This is a genomic window from Streptomyces sp. NPDC031379 (assembly GCF_055569615.1).
Genome location: NZ_JBVIIT010000018.1, coordinates 47,291 through 62,982, shown reverse-complemented (window position 1 = coordinate 62,982; position 15,692 = coordinate 47,291). Strand labels below are relative to the sequence as shown.

17 protein-coding genes and 1 pseudogene are annotated in these 15,692 nt (G+C 74.1%); 12 read left to right on the top strand and 6 right to left on the bottom strand.

The window, feature by feature from the left end:
* The first annotated feature begins 126 nt into the window (after positions 1–126).
* The 3 genes from ACZ5CW_RS25030 to ACZ5CW_RS25020 all read left to right on the top strand — a co-directional run bounded on the left by ACZ5CW_RS25030 (position 127) and on the right by ACZ5CW_RS25020 (position 3,950).
* Positions 127–957, top strand: coding sequence for a class II aldolase/adducin family protein (locus ACZ5CW_RS25030; protein ID WP_468604956.1), 831 nt, complete (start codon positions 127–129; stop codon positions 955–957).
* A gap of 277 nt (positions 958–1,234) precedes the next feature.
* Positions 1,235–2,362: an alpha/beta hydrolase gene (locus ACZ5CW_RS25025; protein WP_468604954.1), complete on the top strand. Its 1,128-nt coding sequence runs from the start codon at positions 1,235–1,237 to the stop codon at positions 2,360–2,362.
* A gap of 319 nt (positions 2,363–2,681) precedes the next feature.
* Positions 2,682–3,950, top strand: a complete 1,269-nt coding sequence (locus ACZ5CW_RS25020; protein WP_468604952.1) for a hypothetical protein — start codon at positions 2,682–2,684, stop codon at positions 3,948–3,950.
* A 40-nt stretch (positions 3,951–3,990) separates the two neighbouring features.
* Here the strand turns inward: ACZ5CW_RS25020 and ACZ5CW_RS25015 are convergent, their stop codons facing one another.
* Positions 3,991–4,404, bottom strand: a complete 414-nt coding sequence (locus tag ACZ5CW_RS25015; RefSeq protein WP_468605224.1) for a VOC family protein — start codon at positions 4,402–4,404, stop codon at positions 3,991–3,993.
* Positions 4,405–4,491: 87 nt separating this feature from the next.
* Positions 4,492–4,578, bottom strand: a pseudogene (locus ACZ5CW_RS25010) (hypothetical protein); the annotation flags it as partial.
* A gap of 309 nt (positions 4,579–4,887) precedes the next feature.
* On the opposite strand from ACZ5CW_RS25010, the gene ACZ5CW_RS25005 reads away from it, so the two are divergent.
* The 4 genes from ACZ5CW_RS25005 to ACZ5CW_RS24990 all read left to right on the top strand — a co-directional run bounded on the left by ACZ5CW_RS25005 (position 4,888) and on the right by ACZ5CW_RS24990 (position 8,811).
* Positions 4,888–5,586 carry a hypothetical protein gene (locus ACZ5CW_RS25005; protein WP_468604950.1) on the top strand — a complete coding sequence of 233 codons (699 nt, stop codon included), beginning with the start codon at positions 4,888–4,890 and terminating at the stop codon, positions 5,584–5,586.
* Between the two features lie 119 nt (positions 5,587–5,705).
* Positions 5,706–7,304: an ABC-F family ATP-binding cassette domain-containing protein gene (locus ACZ5CW_RS25000; RefSeq protein ID WP_468604948.1), complete on the top strand. Its 1,599-nt coding sequence runs from the start codon at positions 5,706–5,708 to the stop codon at positions 7,302–7,304.
* A 334-nt stretch (positions 7,305–7,638) separates the two neighbouring features.
* Complete coding sequence (locus ACZ5CW_RS24995; RefSeq protein ID WP_010355597.1) at positions 7,639–7,860, top strand: helix-turn-helix domain-containing protein; 222 nt, start codon at positions 7,639–7,641, stop codon at positions 7,858–7,860.
* A 147-nt stretch (positions 7,861–8,007) separates the two neighbouring features.
* Positions 8,008–8,811 (top strand): enoyl-CoA hydratase/isomerase family protein, encoded by an 804-nt coding sequence (locus ACZ5CW_RS24990; protein ID WP_468604946.1) that lies wholly within the window; start codon positions 8,008–8,010, stop codon positions 8,809–8,811.
* 227 nt (positions 8,812–9,038) lie between these two features.
* Here ACZ5CW_RS24990 and ACZ5CW_RS24985 read toward each other — a convergent pair whose 3' ends face one another.
* On the bottom strand, positions 9,039–9,764 hold the full coding sequence (locus ACZ5CW_RS24985; protein ID WP_468604944.1) for a nucleopolyhedrovirus P10 family protein: 726 nt from the start codon (positions 9,762–9,764) through the stop codon (positions 9,039–9,041).
* Positions 9,765–9,847: 83 nt separating this feature from the next.
* On the opposite strand from ACZ5CW_RS24985, the gene ACZ5CW_RS24980 reads away from it, so the two are divergent.
* The 5 genes from ACZ5CW_RS24980 to amaP are packed head-to-tail and all read left to right on the top strand — an operon-like array spanning position 9,848 to position 12,157.
* Positions 9,848–10,321, top strand: coding sequence for an Asp23/Gls24 family envelope stress response protein (locus tag ACZ5CW_RS24980; RefSeq protein WP_468604942.1), 474 nt, complete (start codon positions 9,848–9,850; stop codon positions 10,319–10,321).
* A gap of 42 nt (positions 10,322–10,363) precedes the next feature.
* Entirely contained in the window at positions 10,364–10,558 is a 195-nt protein-coding gene (locus ACZ5CW_RS24975; RefSeq protein ID WP_468604940.1) for a hypothetical protein, read from the top strand.
* Positions 10,555–10,935, top strand: coding sequence for an Asp23/Gls24 family envelope stress response protein (locus ACZ5CW_RS24970; RefSeq protein ID WP_468604938.1), 381 nt, complete (start codon positions 10,555–10,557; stop codon positions 10,933–10,935). Before ACZ5CW_RS24975 ends, ACZ5CW_RS24970 begins: the two co-directional genes overlap by 4 nt.
* Entirely contained in the window at positions 10,932–11,570 is a 639-nt protein-coding gene (locus tag ACZ5CW_RS24965) for a DUF6286 domain-containing protein (RefSeq protein ID WP_468604936.1), read from the top strand. Before ACZ5CW_RS24970 ends, ACZ5CW_RS24965 begins: the two co-directional genes overlap by 4 nt.
* Before the next feature lie 5 nt (positions 11,571–11,575).
* Positions 11,576–12,157, top strand: a complete 582-nt coding sequence (gene amaP / locus ACZ5CW_RS24960) for an alkaline shock response membrane anchor protein AmaP (RefSeq protein ID WP_468604934.1) — start codon at positions 11,576–11,578, stop codon at positions 12,155–12,157.
* Positions 12,158–12,241: 84 nt separating this feature from the next.
* Here amaP and ACZ5CW_RS24955 read toward each other — a convergent pair whose 3' ends face one another.
* From ACZ5CW_RS24955 to ACZ5CW_RS24945, 3 genes are all read right to left on the bottom strand, one after another.
* Positions 12,242–12,997 (bottom strand): SDR family oxidoreductase, encoded by a 756-nt coding sequence (locus tag ACZ5CW_RS24955; protein ID WP_468604932.1) that lies wholly within the window; start codon positions 12,995–12,997, stop codon positions 12,242–12,244.
* Between the two features lie 5 nt (positions 12,998–13,002).
* The gene (locus ACZ5CW_RS24950) at positions 13,003–14,787 is read right to left on the bottom strand and encodes a glycoside hydrolase family 15 protein (RefSeq protein ID WP_468604930.1); all 1,785 of its coding nucleotides are present in this window, start codon (positions 14,785–14,787) and stop codon (positions 13,003–13,005) included.
* Positions 14,788–14,871: 84 nt separating this feature from the next.
* Complete coding sequence (locus tag ACZ5CW_RS24945) at positions 14,872–15,672, bottom strand: SURF1 family cytochrome oxidase biogenesis protein (RefSeq protein WP_468604928.1); 801 nt, start codon at positions 15,670–15,672, stop codon at positions 14,872–14,874.
* Between the last annotated feature and the right edge of the window lie 20 nt (positions 15,673–15,692).

Genomic DNA, 15,692 nt, shown 5'->3' with positions numbered 1-15,692 from the left:
CGATGACCGAATCGGCGCCCCATCGCGGTGATTCGCGACCACATCCGCTCGTTCGGAGGTACACCCTCCGGTTCCGCCCCGCCGACGGCCCCCCCTGGGCACCGGCCGGGCTGGCAGGATCACCGCATGGCTGAGCAGCGACGGGACACGGCGGGGGAAGCGGCAGGCGACGCGGCGGGGCGCGGCGATGCGCGTCAAGCGGCTCGCGGCGGGGCGGCCGAGGGGGCGGCGGAGCCCGTGCCGGGCCGGGCGGCGGGAGCGGCCGGGGACGCGGCGGGCGGCGCGGCGGTGTCGGGCGGGACGGCGGGAGCGGCCGGGGACGTGGCGCCGGTCTGGGAGGCGTTGGTCGCGACGGCGCGGCGGACCGTCGCCGACGGGCTGGTCGTCGGCACCTCCGGCAACGTCTCCGCACGCGTCGGCGACCTCGTCCTGGTCACCCCGTCGGGCGTCCCCTACGACCGGCTCACCACGGACGACGTCACCGGCGTCGATCTCACCGGCCGCCAGGTTCTCGGCACCCTGGTGCCCACCAGCGAGCTGCCCATGCACCTCGCCGTCTACCGCACCACCGACGCCCGCGCGGTCGTCCACACCCACGCCGTGCACGCCACCGCGGTCTCCACGCTCGTGCCCGAACTCCCGCTGGTCCACTACATGGCCGGCGCCCTCGGCGGCCCCGTCCGGGTCGCCCCCTACGCGACCTACGGCACCGACGAACTGGCCGAGAACATGCTCCGCGCCCTCGCCGGCCGCTCCGGCTGCCTGCTGCAGAACCACGGCACCCTCACCTACGGCGCCGGCCTCGACCAGGCCTACGACCGCACCGCCCAGCTGGAATGGATGTGCCGCCTGTGGCTGACGGCGTCCTCGGTGCCGGGCCTGACACCGTCCCTGCTGACGGAGGCACAACTGGGCGAAGCCGGGGCACGTTTGAAGGAGTACGGCCAACGGAGGTGACCCCTTGTCAGCCAGCACCCGGTTCCACCCGCTTCGGACTCCGCCCCTCCTGATCCGGCGCATCCTCCCCAGCCGCCGCGCTCGGGCCCGCGGCGTCCTCTCCCGCCGGCGCCTCCGGGCCCGCGGCGCCCTCGCGGGCCTGCTCCCCCTCGTCCGTCGCGACGGCACCCCGCCACGACGGACGAACGCGCCGGTGCCCCACCGTCCCGCGGCACCGGCACTCACGCCGCCCGCCCTTCCACTGGCCGGTCGCGGCAACCCCCACGACACTGGACCCGTGCGCCCAGTCAAAGCGACCGCCACCGCGCTCACCGCCGTCGTCGCCGCCGGCATGGCATCCGTGGCCGCCGGCCGGCTGGCGAGTGACGCCGCGCTGAAAGCGCCGGCGGGCCGCCCGCTGCCCACCGAGCCACGGCTCACCGTGCACGGCGCGGACTCCGGCCGGATCGCGCTCACCCGCGACCTGGCCTCCCTGCGCCCCGGCACCTACGGCCTGGCCGGCGACGGCTCCCACGCCGTCGTCGGGCCCGTCCTGGAGACGGCCCCGCACACGGCCGACACCGTCGTCCGCCGCCTGCACCGCGTCACGCACGGCACCCTGGCCCCCGGCGACAGCGTGTGGCTCACCCCCAACCTCTACGTCGGCAACCCGGGCGCCGCCCTCGGCCTCGACCACGCCGACGTCGACGTGCCCGGCGAACTCGGGGCCCTGCCCGCCTGGTTCCTGCCCGGCCACCGGGACACCTGGGTGATCGCCGTGCACGGCCTCGGCGCCACCCGCGAGCACGCCATGAACGTCATGGGCTTCCTGCACAGCCGCCGCCTGCCGGTCCTCGCGCTCGCCTACCGCGGCGACCTCGGCGCCCCGCGCCCGCCGGACGGACTGAACCACCTCGGCGAGACCGAGTGGCGGGACGTGGACGCGGCGATCCGCTACGCCGTCCGCTACGGCGCCCGCCGGGTCGTCCTCCTCGGCTGGTCCACCGGCGCCACCATGGCCCTGCGCGCCGCCGAGCACTCCGCCGTGCGCGAGCGCGTCGCAGGGCTGGTCCTCGACTCGCCGGTGCTCGACTGGGAGGCCACGCTGCGCGCCCTCGCCAGGGCCCGGCACACCCCGCAGCCGCTGCTGCCGCTCGCGGTGCGGGCCGCGCAGGGCCGGGCCGGACTGCAGGCCGACCGGGCCGCCGAGATGACCGACCCCGTCAGGCTCGCCGTGCCCACCCTGATCATCCATGGTCCGGGCGACCGGGTGGCACCGTGGGAGTACTCCCGCCGTCTCGCCCGGCACCGTGCCGACCTGGTCGCCCTGCACACCGTCCGGGACGCCCCGCACGCGGCGATGTGGAACGCGGACCCGGAGGAGTACGAGGAGCGCCTGCGCCGCTTCCTCACCCCGCTGATGTAAGGGCGGGCCGACCCGGGCCCGGACCGGTCCCGGCCATTCCGTTTAAGGCTGTACGGCTGGCTTGATCACGCCTGCTCGGCCCGCACCGGAAGCCGTGCATTGGCCAGCCCCGTAGCCCGCCGTGACATTCCGTTTGGGTTTTCGGACCGTCAACCGGAAGACTGCACCCGTGACGTCCCGTATCCCGCGCGACTCCAGGCTTCGACTCGTCCGACCGCGACCCCTGGCCGCCGCCCCCAGAGCTGTGAACCAGCGGCGCCCACGCCGCCCCGCACCCCGGCCGCCGGAGGGCACCCCCGCCCCCGCCGAACTGGCCAGAATGGCACGCGTCCGCCTGGCCGGCCCGGTCCGCGTAGCCCGCTGGGCCGACGCCGCCCTCGGCCCCGGCAGCGAAGGCGCCACCGCCGACGGCAAGGCCACCCTCTCCGACGCGACCGCCGGACGGGCCGCCGCCGACCTCCGCCTGACTGCCGCTCAGGTCCGCGCCGACTGGGACACCGCCCGCCTCGCCGGACTCGTCGAGGTACATGGCGACAGCGCGCGCCCCGGCTGGCGGCTGCGCGCCTGGGACCGCGACGACAGCGCCGTGCTGCGCGGCTGGGTCGCCCTCTTCGACGCCTGGTCGCTCGCCCACCCCGAACCCGAGGGGCACGAGCCGGCCGCCGTCGCCGAGGTCGTCTCGGCCATGCCCCAGGTGCTCTCCTTCCTCCAGCTGTCCGCCGGGCCCGTCCCGGTCGAGCAACTGCTCGACCTGCTCCAGCAGCGGGTCACCGAACTGCGCACCGAACGCTGCGAGGTCGTCTACGAGCCCGGCACCGAGCAGCCCGCCGGCACCCCGAGCCCGGCCGACCCCGCCCCCGCCGCGCACGCCCCGCTCGCGCCCCTGCTCGACTGGGCGCTGGGCGCCCTCGCCTCCGTCGGCGCCCTGACCTACGGCGACGGCCAGGCCACGCTCACCCCGCTGGGCAGCTGGGCGGTCTGGGTCAAGCTGGAGCAGATCTGCGTGGCCGCACAGAGCCCCGCCGGGAACATCGAGCAGTCCGCCGAGGACATGCTCCGCGGCTGCGCCCAGCTCCGCCCCAACGCGGCCCGCGCCGAGTACCGCGCCTGGCTCGCCGCCCGCCCCGTCGGCAGCGCCGTCACCCAGCTGATCGACGCCGCCCGCGGCGAGGACGCCCTGCTGCGCGGCCTGGCCTTCGAGGCGCTGCGCGTCGTCGGCGCCCCCGCCGAGCCCGACGTCCGGGCCGTCCTGGACGAGCCGACGCTCAGGCCGTACGCCCTGCTCTGGCTCGCCGAACACGACGGCGTCGACCCGGAGGACGCCCACGAGGCCCTCACCCGCGAGGAGGCCACCTGGCTGTGGGTGGACACCGCCGCGGCCGTCGCCGACCACGGCGAGGCACCCATGCTGGTCCGGCATCTGGAGTCCGCGGTGCAGCCCACCGTCCCCCGGCTGCTCGACGAGGTCCGCGCCGTCGGCCACCCGCGCACCGTGCAGGTCCTGGTCGCCCTCGCCGCCGCGCATCCCGACCCGGCCCTGGCCAAGGCCGTGCGCCGGGCCGCCTTCCAGGTGCACACCGGGGGATGAGCACACCGGGGGACGGCCGACGTGCCCCCGGAGGCGGGGCTCAGGAACCGATCTCGGGGGCGTACGTGCCGAAGCTCCAGATGGTGCCGCCGGTGTCGCGGGCCATGTAGTCCCGCGAGCCGTAGTCCTGGTCCGTCGGGGGCATCAGGATCTCCACCCCGTGCTCCACGGCCCGCTGGTGGTGGGCGTCCACGTCGTCCACCACGACGTACACCCCGGCGGGTCCCGCGTCCTTCATCGCCGCGTCGAAGAGGCCGCCGCGGCCCTTGGAGCCGATCATCACCGCGCCGTTGCCCTGCACCAGCTCGGCGTGCATCACCTTGCCGTCCTCGGTCTCGTACACCGACAGCTCGGTGAAGCCGAGGCCTTCCGTCAGCTGCTTGATCGCCGCCTGCGCGTCCGCGTACAGCAGCGTGGGGTAGACGCTCGGCCGCCCCGCGCCCGTGCCTGCCATACCGATCACTCCCTCGTGCACCGGTTCCGTGGCCCGCCGTTCAGTCTCGCAGCCCGCACCGACAACGGCCCAGCGGAACGTGTCGCACTGCTTGAAGTCACCGGTCCGGTACCCCTGCCGGAACCCCTGCCGCCGCTGCCGCGCCGACCCGTGCGTCCACGTCTCCGGCGTCACCCGGCCCGGCAACCGCTCGCGGCAACCGCTCCTGGAACCGGTCGTCGCCCACGGCCGCCGCCGCGTCCAGGCCGTCGCGGCCGCCGCCCCCACCGCCGGACGGCCCACCCGAACGAGCGACTTCCCGGCCCGGCCCGCCCCGGCACCCCGCCCCACCCACCGGGCGCGGCTACGCTCTGCGCCTGATCCGTGGCCGTGGACAGCGAAGGGGGAGCGGTGGGCGTTCCACCATGCGGGACACGTCCACCCCCCACCGGGCCGGACACCGCCCTCCCCCCTCCCCGCGACCGCCCGGGGAGTGCCACCGGCGTGCGCGCCCACCTCCCGCGGCCTCCCCGGGAGCGGCCCGCGCACGTCCGCCGGGCCGCCGGCCTCCTCCTCGCGCTCTGCCTCCTCGGCGCGGCCCAGCACATGCGGTCCGCCCCCTACGGAGACCGTCTCGTGCGCTTTGCGCACGCGGAGCGGCAGCCGCGGGCCGTGCCGTGGACGCCGGGCGTACGAGGGACCGCCGTGGTCGCCCACGACACCCGCAACGGCGCGCCGCGGTGGCGGTACACCCGCGCAGGCCACCGGCCGGTCGCCGTGCTCCACGCGCGCGCGGAGGTGATCGCGCTCTGGGACGACGGGCTGCTCACCGACACCGACGGCCGCTCGGTGCGCTGGCACCGCGCCCTGCCCGACGCGGCCGAGTGGCTCCCGGCCCAGGGCGGCACCGGCGTCCTGCACTCGCTGGGGCGCGGCATGCTCGCGGTCGTCACCCCGCGCCGGGTCGCCGCGTACCGCACCGCCGACGGCGATCTGCGCTGGCTGCTGCCCGCCCGGAAGGGCTGCGCGTTCCGGGCCGAGCACGCCCTGCGCCGCGGGCCGGCCCTGCTCGTCGCCCAGCCCTGCGCGCACGGCGCCTGGACCGGGCAGCTCGTGGCCCTGGACGACCTGGGGCGGATCACTCCCCACCGCGCACCCCTGAGCAACGATCTTCCGGAGCGCGGCCCGAACACGCGGACGTAGAAAAACCGCTTGCACGACCCCGTTAGAATTGCCTCCATGGCCATTCTCCTCGCGCATTAGACGGCGGGAACGTCCTCAGCCGCCCACCCGTCAATCCCTGTACGCCCTGGAGTCTGTCCTTGATCTCCGCCTCCGGTATCGAGCTGCGCGCCGGTGCGCGCGTCCTCATCGAGAACGCCACCTTCCGTGTCGCCAAGGGTGACCGCATCGGCCTCGTCGGCCGCAACGGCGCGGGCAAGACCACCCTCACCAAGTGCCTGGCCGGCGAGGGCATCCCGGCCGGCGGCACGATCACCCGCTCCGGCGAGGTCGGCTACCTCCCGCAGGACCCCCGCACCGGCGACCTCGACGTCCTCGCCCGCGACCGCGTCCTGTCCGCGCGCGGCCTCGACGTGCTGATCCGCAAGATGCGCGAGAACGAGGAGCGCATCGCGAGCGGCAAGGGCGCCACCCGCGACAAGGCCCTCAGGCAGTACGAGCGCCAGGAGACCGAGTTCCTCACCAAGGGCGGGTACGCCGCCGAGGCCGAGGCCGCCACCATCGCCGCCGCGCTCAACCTGCCCGACCGCGTGCTCGGCCAGCCCCTGCACACCCTCTCCGGCGGTCAGCGGCGCCGTATCGAGCTGGCCCGCATCCTGTTCTCCGACGCGGACACGCTGCTCCTCGACGAGCCGACCAACCACCTCGACGCGGACTCGATCACCTGGCTGCGGGACTACCTGAAGACCTACCGCGGCGGCTTCATCGTGATCTCGCACGACGTCGACCTGGTCGAGACGGTCGTCAACAAGGTGTTCTACCTGGACGCCAACCGCTCCCAGATCGATGTCTACAACATGGGCTGGAAGCTGTACCAGCAGCAGCGCGAGGCCGACGAGAAGCGCCGCAAGCGGGAACGCGCCAACGCCGAGAAGAAGGCCGCCGCCCTGCACTCGCAGGCCGACAAGATGCGCGCCAAGGCCACCAAGACCGTCGCCGCGCAGAACATGGCGCGCCGCGCCGACAAGCTGCTCTCCGGCCTGGAGGCGGTCCGCCAGTCGGACAAGGTCGCCAAGCTGCGTTTCCCGGAGCCCGCGCCCTGCGGCAAGACCCCCCTCATGGCCGAGGGCCTGTCGAAGTCGTACGGCTCGCTGGAGATCTTCACCGACGTCGACCTGGCCATCGACAAGGGCTCGAGGGTCGTGATCCTCGGCCTCAACGGCGCCGGCAAGACCACTCTGCTGCGTCTGCTGGGCGGGGTGGAGCAGCCCGACACCGGCGAGGTCGTCCCCGGCCACGGCCTCAAGCTCGGCTACTACGCCCAGGAGCACGAGACCCTGGACCCCGACCGCACGGTGCTGGAGAACATGCGCTCGGCCGCCCCCGACATGGACCTGGTCGAGGTCCGCAAGGTGCTGGGCTCCTTCCTGTTCTCCGGCGACGACGTCGACAAGCCCGCGGGTGTCCTCTCCGGCGGTGAGAAGACCCGTCTCGCCCTGGCCACCCTGGTGGTCTCCTCGGCGAACGTCCTCCTCCTCGACGAGCCGACCAACAACCTCGACCCCGCGAGCCGCGAGGAGATCCTCGGCGCCCTGCGCACCTACAAGGGCGCGGTCGTGCTCGTCACCCACGACGAGGGTGCCGTCGAGGCGCTCCAGCCGGAGCGGATCATCCTGCTGCCGGACGGCGTCGAGGACCTGTGGGGTTCCGACTACGCGGATCTCGTCGCCCTGGCGTGATCGAAAGCCTGATCCACTGCGTATGGATCATTCGGCCGATCAGTGATCCATCATCTGTGTGAGATCTCCTCGTATCGGGGTGTGTCCTACACGGATTCCCGGCCGATCCCTTGGCAGCCAAGGGATCGGCCGTTTCGCGTCTCTGACCTGGCACTTCGCGAAACCACCCGTTCGGCCCCGCCGATCGCACTCCCCGGAATTCCTGATTCCTCTTGTGGGGACGGGCTCCTGTCGTCACAACGATGTCTCACGGACCTTGCCGAATGGGTGGCCATCACGCCCCGGAGGGGTGATCATGAGGAGACCAGAGCGCACTTCCCATGAGGAGGCACGGGTGGCCGAGACTCTGAAGAAGGGCAGCCGGGTGACCGGCGCCGCGCGCGACAAGCTCGCGGCAGACCTGAAGAAGAAGTACGACTCCGGTGCGAGCATCCGGGCGCTGGCCGAGGAGACCGGCCGCTCGTATGGCTTCGTACACCGGATGCTCAGCGAGTCGGGCGTCACGCTGCGTGGGCGTGGCGGAGCGACCCGGGGCAAGAAGGCCGCGACGTCCTGACTCCGGGCGGCCCATCGGCTTCGATGGTGGCCACCCGGTCGGCGGACTGACCGGCCGGGTGGTTACTGTGCAGTCACTTACGCGTGCTCCCCGCACGCGAGCGTGCCCACGGCACGTGTTGCTGACCGCACCCATCGGAGGCGCCCCATGGCTTCGCCCGACCAGGACCTCGCTGCTGTACTCGACAAGGACGGCGTACGGCTCACCGTCGACGACGCGCTCGCCACGGTGACGCTGGCCAACGCGGCCAAGCGCAACGCGCAGAGCCCCGCTCTGTGGCGGGCGCTCGCCGAGGCCGGGCGGCTGCTGCCGGGCTCCGTCCGGGTCGTCGTGCTGCGCGGCGAGGGCAAGTCCTTCTCCGCCGGGCTGGACCGGCAGATGTTCACCCCGGAGGGGATCCCGGGCGAGCCGACCTTCACCGATCTCGCGCGCCGTGACGACGCCGGGCTCGACGCGACCATCGCCGAATACCAGGAGGCGTTCACCTGGTGGCGGCGGAACGACCTCGTGTCCATCGCCGCTGTCCAGGGGCACGCCATCGGTGCCGGGTTCCAGCTCGCGCTCGCCTGCGACCTCAGGGTCGTGGCCGACGACGTGCAGTTCGCCATGCGCGAGACCAGCCTGGGCATCGTCCCCGACCTGACCGGCACGCACCCGCTGGTCGGTCTCGTCGGGTACGCGCGCGCGCTCGAGATCTGCGCGACCGGGCGGTTCGTCGGAGCCGAGGAGGCGGTGACCAGCGGGCTGGCCAACCTCGCGGTGCCCGCGGCCGAACTCGACGCCGCCGCACGCGACTTGGCGGCGGCGCTGCTCGCCGCGCCGCGGGACGCGGTCGTGGAGACCAAGGCGTTGCTGCGGGGCGCCCTCGGTCGTACGTACGACGACCAACGCGCGGCGGAGCGGGCAGCCCAGGCCCGACGCCTGCGGGATCTGGCCGGCGTCGGCGAATGAGCCCACCCCCGGGCGCTGCGCGGGCGTGAGCGGCGGGTTGCCGTGGTGCGGGTGAGCGGCTGCCTGCGGCCGGGCTCGTGAAGGGCTGTCCGGGGCCGCTCGGGCGCCTGCCCGTAGCGACGCATGTGACCGGCTCGCCGCGGGGGGGGGCGTGAGCGGCCGTTCGTGGTCGGGACCGTGAGCGGCCCCCCGCTGGGGCGGGTGTGAGTGGGGGCCGCGGTGGGTGGTCAGCCGGCCGTTGTCACCAGTACCGACACCGTCGGGCGGTCCTCCAGCGCCTCCCGTGCGGCCGCGCGGACCCGCCGGGCCACGTCCAGGGCCCGGTGGTCCGCGCTCGTGGCCAGCTCCACGCGCACGTGCCGGTGCGGCAGGGCGGCCCCCGCCGTGCGCTCCTCCAGGTGCACCGCCCGGCCGAGGCCGCCGAGCGACCCCGTCAGTCCGGTCACCCCGGGGACGGCCAGCACAGCTGCGGCCACCCGGACCTCGTCCGGGTCCGTGGCCTCCCGGGCCGGCGCCGGCCGCGGCGCACGTACCGCCGTGGCGCCCGCACCGCCCGCCTCCAGCAGGTCCGTCACCCGCAGGTCCACCTCCGTCACCACGAGCCCGAGCCGTTCCGTCGCGGCCGTGGCCAGCGCCAGCCGCAGCCTGGACGCGACGGCCGGCAGCGGCTCGGCGGCCGTCGCCGCGAAGTCCGCCGTCACCCGCAGCGCCCCCGGCGGCAGCGCCGCCGGCGGAGCCGGTACCACGGGCTCCTGCGTCTGCGCCGGATCGGCGAGCGCGATCCGCAGCGCGCCCAGCCGCACCTGCGGCACCCCGTCCGCCACCGCGCGCTCGAGCACCGCCGCCGCCGCGCCTTCCGCGATCCACGCGCCGTCGCGCGGTCCGCCGAGCGCCAGCAGTCTGCCGAGCGCCACCTGTTGCCGTACTGCCTGGGTCCACCGGTCCGCCGTCATTCCTCCAGCCTGCCGTATCCCTGGCGCGCATCCGAGGAACCTTGCTTACCGTGGTCGGAGGACGACCGAAGGGACGTACGGCGATGACCGACATGACGACGACCGCAGAGGGAGGCCCCGAGCCGCAGGTCCCGACCCGCAAGGCCACCCGGCGTGGCGGAGGGGATCCGGCGACCCGGGGACGGACGACCGTCGCCGACGGTGTCGTGGAGAAGATCGCCGGTCTCGCCGCCCGGGACGTCCTCGGCGTCCACGCCATGGGCAGCGGACTCGCCCGCACCTTCGGTGCCGTGCGCGACCGGGTGCCCGGCGGCGGCAAATCGGTGACGCGGGGCGTGAAGGCCGAGGTCGGCGAGGTGCAGACCGCGCTCGACCTGGAGATCGTCGTGGACTACGGCGTGGCCATCGCCGACGTCGCCCACGCGGTGCGGGAGAACGTGATCGCCGCGGTGGAACGCATGACCGGACTCGAGGTCGTCGAGGTCAACATCGCCGTGAGCGACGTCAAACTCCCGGAAGAGGCGGAAGAAGAGGAACCGGAGCCGCGGATCCAGTGAGACCCGGCACCGGATTCCGCCCGACGAACTGAGGAGCGCTGCATGAGCATGGCCGTGGTCGGCATGATCGCCGGAATGGCGCTGGGTTTCGCCGGCTACTTCGGTGGATTCGGTGCCTTCCTGCTGGTGGCGGCGCTGGGCGCCGTCGGGTTCGTCGTCGGCCGGTTCCTGGAGGGCGACTGGGAACTGGGTGACTTCTTCCACACCCGGGGTGACCGGCGCGACCGGAGGCGGTGACCGCCGTGAGCGAGGAGACCGGCACGGTACGCCGCCCCCCGGCCCTCGTGCCGCCCGGCGAGCGCGGCGCCACCCGGATCGCCGACCGTGTCGTCGCGAAGATCGCCGCCCAGGCCGCACGCGAGGCGCTCGCCCCGCTGTCCGCAGGCGCCGCGGCCCCGCACGCCACGGTCGTCGTCCACCAGGAGACGGCTCGCGTCCGTGTCCACGTCGGCCTCGGATACCCCGCCGACATCGGCGCCCGCTGTGCCGCCGTGCGTCGCCGAGTCACGGAGCGGGTAGGCGCGTTGGTGAGCATGGAGGTGCCGGAGGTCGCCGTCCAGGTCGAGCGGCTGCACCCGACACCGGCACCCGGCACGGCCGGGAGGACGGCATGAGCGAGCCCCGGCCACCCGAGAACACCACACGACGACTGCCCGTCCTCGACGGCGACGAGAACCCCGACGCTCCACCGCCCCTCCTTCCCGAGGGCAGCGGCCGCTTCTGGTCGGCGCGCCGCGTCCCGGCGGGCATCGTCGCCCTGTGCCTGCTGGCCGGTGCGGGTGTCCTCCTCTACGACGTCGTCGCCGTACGCGCCCACCACCCCGCGATGCACTGGCGCCGCGTCCTCGCCCGGCAGTTGGCCGAACGGCCCCTGGACGACATCTGGGTGCTGGTCGGGGCGGGCGTCACCGCCGCCCTCGGGCTGTGGTTGCTCGTACTCGCCGGCACCCCGGGCCTGCGGCATCTGCTGCCCATGCGGCGCCCGCGTCCCGAGGTCCGTGCCGGACTGAGACGCGAGGCGGCCGCCCTGGTGCTGCGCGACCGGGCGATGGAGGTCTCCGGCGTGCGGGCGGTACAGGTGCGGATGCGCCGCAGGAGGGCCGTCGTCCGGGCGGTCTCCCACTTCCGCGACCTCGACGACGTACACGCGGACCTGGACGCCGTGCTCACCGACGCGGTCGGGGGGCTCGGACTGAGCCGCCCGCCCGCGCTGTCGGTGCGCGTCCGGCGGCCCGGACGGAAGGGGTGAGGCGGATGCGCAGGGGCAGCGTGAACCGTGTACTGACCGGCCTCGTGGGGCTGTTGCTGCTCGCGCTGGGCGGCGCGGTGCTGGCGGTGGGCCTGGGCGTGCCGCCACCGCACCGGTGGCTCCACACCGGCCCGCACGACGTCCTGCTCAGCAGGGCCGAGCGCACCCGCTGGCGGGACGCCGACTGGTGGTGGCCCACGGTCATCGCCGTTCTGGCCGTCGTGTTCCTGCTCGCCCTGTGGTGGCTGGCGGCGATCCTGCGCCGGCGCCGCCTGACCGAGATCCTGGTCGACACCGGCGACGGCGCGGGCGCCCTGCTGCGCGCCAGGGCCCTGGAGTCGGCCCTGGCGCAGGAGGCGGCCCGGCAGGAGGGCGTGGCCCACACCGAGATCCTGCTGACGGGCCGCCGTACGGCGCCGGCGGCCCGTGTCGGCCTGCAGGTGGAGCCCGCGGCGGACCCCGCGACGGCCCTGAGCGACTTCACCGATCGGTCCCTGCGGCACGCGCGGGAGTCGGCGGGCCTGGAGTCACTGCCGGCGGAGGTACGGCTGAGGCCCGTCAAGCACCGCGCGGGGAGGGTCACCTGACGACGGGGAGACCCAGCCCCGGAAACCCGCCCCCAAGACCGGCCCCAGCCCCCGGAGGCGCGCCCCACCCCGGAGCCCGGCCCCTCAGAAGCCGTGCCTCATGCCCCCGTCCACGGGCACCATGATCCCGGTCAGATAGGAAGCGGCGGGAGACAGCAGGAACGCCGCCACCCGACCGAACTCCTCGGGCGCGCCGTACCTGCGCAGGGGAATCCGGGACTCGTTGGCGGCCCGGGTCGCCTCCGGGTCCGCGGACAACCCGTCCAGCTCGCGCACGCGATCGGTGTCGATGCGGGCCGGCAGCAACCCCACGACCCGGATCCCGCGCGGCCCCAGCTCGTCCGCGATCGACTTGGCGAACCCGGCGAGCCCGGGCCGCAGTCCGTTGGAGACGGTCAGCCCGGGAATCGGCTCGTGCACCGACCCCGACAGCACGAACCCGATGACACCGCCCGCCTCCAACTCGGCCGCCGCCGCGCGAGCGACCCGTACCGCGCCGAGGAACACCGACTCGAACGCGACCCGCCACTGCTCGTCGGTGTTGTCGGCGACGAACCCCGGCGGCGGTCCGCCCACGCTCACCAGCACCCCGTGGAAGCCGCCGAAGTGCTCCCGGGCGGCCGCGATCAGCCGCTCGGCCGCCTGGGCGTCGGCGTTGTCCACGGTCACGCCCACCGCGTTCGGGCCCAGTTCGGCGGCGGCGTCGGCGACCCGCTTCTCGTCCCGCCCGGTGATGACCACCTTCGCCCCGTCCGCGACGAGTTCCCGCGCGGCCGCGTTGCCCAGCCCGCGCGTCGCTCCGGTGACGACGTACACCCGGTCCTTAAGTCCAAGATCCATGGTCCCTATCCTGCCTCGCCGCCCCCGAACAGCGTGAGAGCGGTGTTCACCAGGGCGATGTGACTGAAGGCCTGCGGATAGTTGCCCAGCTGACGGCCCAGGTCCGGGTCGTACTCCTCCGCCAGCAGTCCCACGTCGTTGACGAGGCCCATCAGCCGTTCGAACAACTCCCGCGCCTCGTCCTTGCGGCCCGTCACGTGCAGGGCCTGTGCGAGCCAGAACGAGCAGGCCAGGAAGGCGCCCTCGCCGCCGGGCATCCCGTCGACGCCGACCGCGTCGGTGTCGTAACGGCGCAGGAGACCGCCGTGGTCGAGGTCCGCGCGGATCGCGTCGATCGTGCCGGCCACCCGCGGATCGTCGGGCGGCAGGAAGCCGACGCGGGGGATCAGCAGCAGGGCGGCGTCCAGCTCGCGCGAGCCGTAGTACTGGGTGAACGTGTTGCGCGCGGTGTCGAAGCCCTTGTCGCACACCTCCCGGTGCACCTCGTCACGCATCGCCCGCCAGCCGTCCAGATCGCCGTGCAGCTCCGGGTGCTCCTCCAGCGTCCGTACCGCACGGTCGGCGGCCACCCACACCATGACCTTCGAGTGCACGAAGTGGCGCCGGCCGCCGCGCACCTCCCACAGGCCCTCGTCGGGCTGCCGCCAGGCCGACTTCAGGAACTCCATCAGCGAGCGCTGCAGCGCCCACATGTGCGGCTTGGTGGGCAGGCCGCCGACGCGGGACAGGGACAGCGAGTCCATGACCTCGCCGTACACGTCCAGTTGGAGCTGGCCGACGGCGCCGTTGCCGACCCGTACGGGCGCCGAGCCGGCGAAGCCGGGCAGCCAGGGCAGTTCCCACTCCGGCAGTCGTCGCTCGCCGGCCAGTCCGTACATGATCTGCAGGTCCGCCGGGTCACCCGCGACCGCGCGCAGCAGCCAGTCCCGCCAGGCCTCGGCCTCCTTGTGGTACCCGGCGGCCAGCAGGGCGCCGAGGGTGAGGGTGGAGTCGCGCAGCCAGCAGTAGCGGTAGTCCCAGTTGCGCACCCCCTCCAGCTCCTCGGGCAGCGAGGTGGTGGCCGCGGCGACGATCCCGCCGGTGGGGGCGTAGGTGAGCGCCTTGAGAGTGATCAGGGACCGTACGACGGCGTCCCGGTACGGCCCGTCGTACCGGCAGTGTCCCGCCCAGCGACGCCAGTCGTGGACGCTGGTGCTCAGTGCCTGGTACGGGTCGATGAGCGGCGGGCGCCGCTCGTGCGAGGGGTGCCAGGTGAGGACGAACGCGACCCGCTCGCCCTCCGAGACGGTGAACTCGGAGTGGGTTCCGAAGTCCTCGCCCCAGGTGCGTACGGCCGGCTCGGAGCGCAGCCACACCGAGTCCGGGCCCGCGACGGCCACCCGGTGGCCGTCCGAGCGGCGCATCCAGGGCATGATCGAGCCGTAGTCGAAGCGCAGGCGCAGGGTGCTGCGGACGGTGACCCGGCCGCTGACCCCTTCGACGATGCGGACGACGTCGGGGGCGCGCTCGCGCTGCGGCATCAGGTCGGTGACGCGTACCGTGCCGTCGGCGGTCTCCCACTCGGTGTCCAGGACCAGGGTGTCGGACCGGTAGGCGCGGCGGGCGCAGGTGTCCGCTCCCTTCGGGGCGATCCGCCAGTGGCCGTGGTCCTCGTCGCCCAGGAGTCTGGCGAAGCAGGCGCCGGAGTCGAAGCGGGGCAGGCACAGCCAGTCGATCGAGCCGTCCTTGCCGACCAGGGCGGCGGTCTGTTCGTCGCCGATGAGGGCGTAGTCCTCGATGCGCGCGTTCACGGGATCCGGTTTCCCGGCGGGCCAGGGGGCCAAGCAGGTGGTGCGCCGGGGGAGTGACCTTCCGCGGCGGGAGCCGATCCCCGTTCAGACCGTGGCGGGTTCGCTGTCCTCCGGCGTCCGCTCCGCCGCGGCCGCCTCCTCCCGGTCGCGGATCTCGCGCCGGACGAGGAACCACCAGCCGACCGGAACCGCCGCCGCGAACAGCCACCACTGGATCATGTACGCGTAGTTCAGCGGCGCGTCCTCGCTGCCGGGATCGGAGATCTGCTCCGGGGAGCCGCCCTTGGGCGTGGGTGCCGTCTGCTCGACATAGCCGCCGAGCACCTGCGCGCCGAGCCGCCGCGCCTCCTGCGCGCTGCTGATCAGCATGATCTGCCGGTCGGGGAGCCCCTTGACGTTCTTGATGCCGCTCGCCGCGGTCGTCTCGTCGGCCTTCAGCCGTCCGGTGATGGTGGTGCGGCCGGCCGGCGGGGCGGGGATCTCGGGGAAGGCGGTCTGCACGCCGCCCGCGGGGATCCAGCCGCGGTTGACGAGGACCACCTTGCCGTCGGTGAGGACGAACGGGGTGAGGACGTGGAAGCCGACCTCGCCGTCGGAGTTGGTCCGGCGCCGGACCACGACCTCCTTGGCGGTGTCGAAGGTGCCGGTCGCGGTGACGGTGCGGTACTTCTCGGTGCGGGTCACGGCGTGCCCGGGGGAGGTCAGCCGCTCCACCGGGACCGGTCCCGCGTGCAGCGCGGTGGAGACCAGGTCGTTGCGCGCGGTGCGCTCCTGGTACCGGTGCTGCTGCCAGAAACCCAGCCTGATCATCGTCGGGATCAGCGCGATCGCGACGAGCGTGAGGATCACCCACTGGCGGGACAACAGGAAGCGGTAGCGGTGCACCCCACGACGGTACCTCCGGG

Excerpts from the sequence above, each read along its gene's own strand:
- ACZ5CW_RS24975 (WP_468604940.1), top strand. The coding sequence starts at position 10,364 with ATGAGCATGGCCGTGGTCGGCATGATCGCCGGAATGGCGCTGGGTTTC.
- ACZ5CW_RS24985 (WP_468604944.1), bottom strand. The coding sequence starts at position 9,764 with ATGACGGCGGACCGGTGGACCCAGGCAGTACGGCAACAGGTGGCGCTC.
- amaP (WP_468604934.1), top strand. The coding sequence starts at position 11,576 with ATGCGCAGGGGCAGCGTGAACCGTGTACTGACCGGCCTCGTGGGGCTG.
- ACZ5CW_RS25020 (WP_468604952.1), top strand. The coding sequence starts at position 2,682 with ATGGCACGCGTCCGCCTGGCCGGCCCGGTCCGCGTAGCCCGCTGGGCC.
- ACZ5CW_RS25015 (WP_468605224.1), bottom strand. The coding sequence starts at position 4,404 with ATGGCAGGCACGGGCGCGGGGCGGCCGAGCGTCTACCCCACGCTGCTG.
- ACZ5CW_RS24990 (WP_468604946.1), top strand. The coding sequence starts at position 8,008 with ATGGCTTCGCCCGACCAGGACCTCGCTGCTGTACTCGACAAGGACGGC.
- ACZ5CW_RS24965 (WP_468604936.1), top strand. The coding sequence starts at position 10,932 with ATGAGCGAGCCCCGGCCACCCGAGAACACCACACGACGACTGCCCGTC.
- ACZ5CW_RS24955 (WP_468604932.1), bottom strand. The coding sequence starts at position 12,997 with ATGGATCTTGGACTTAAGGACCGGGTGTACGTCGTCACCGGAGCGACG.
- ACZ5CW_RS24980 (WP_468604942.1), top strand. The coding sequence starts at position 9,848 with ATGACCGACATGACGACGACCGCAGAGGGAGGCCCCGAGCCGCAGGTC.
- ACZ5CW_RS25030 (WP_468604956.1), top strand. The coding sequence starts at position 127 with ATGGCTGAGCAGCGACGGGACACGGCGGGGGAAGCGGCAGGCGACGCG.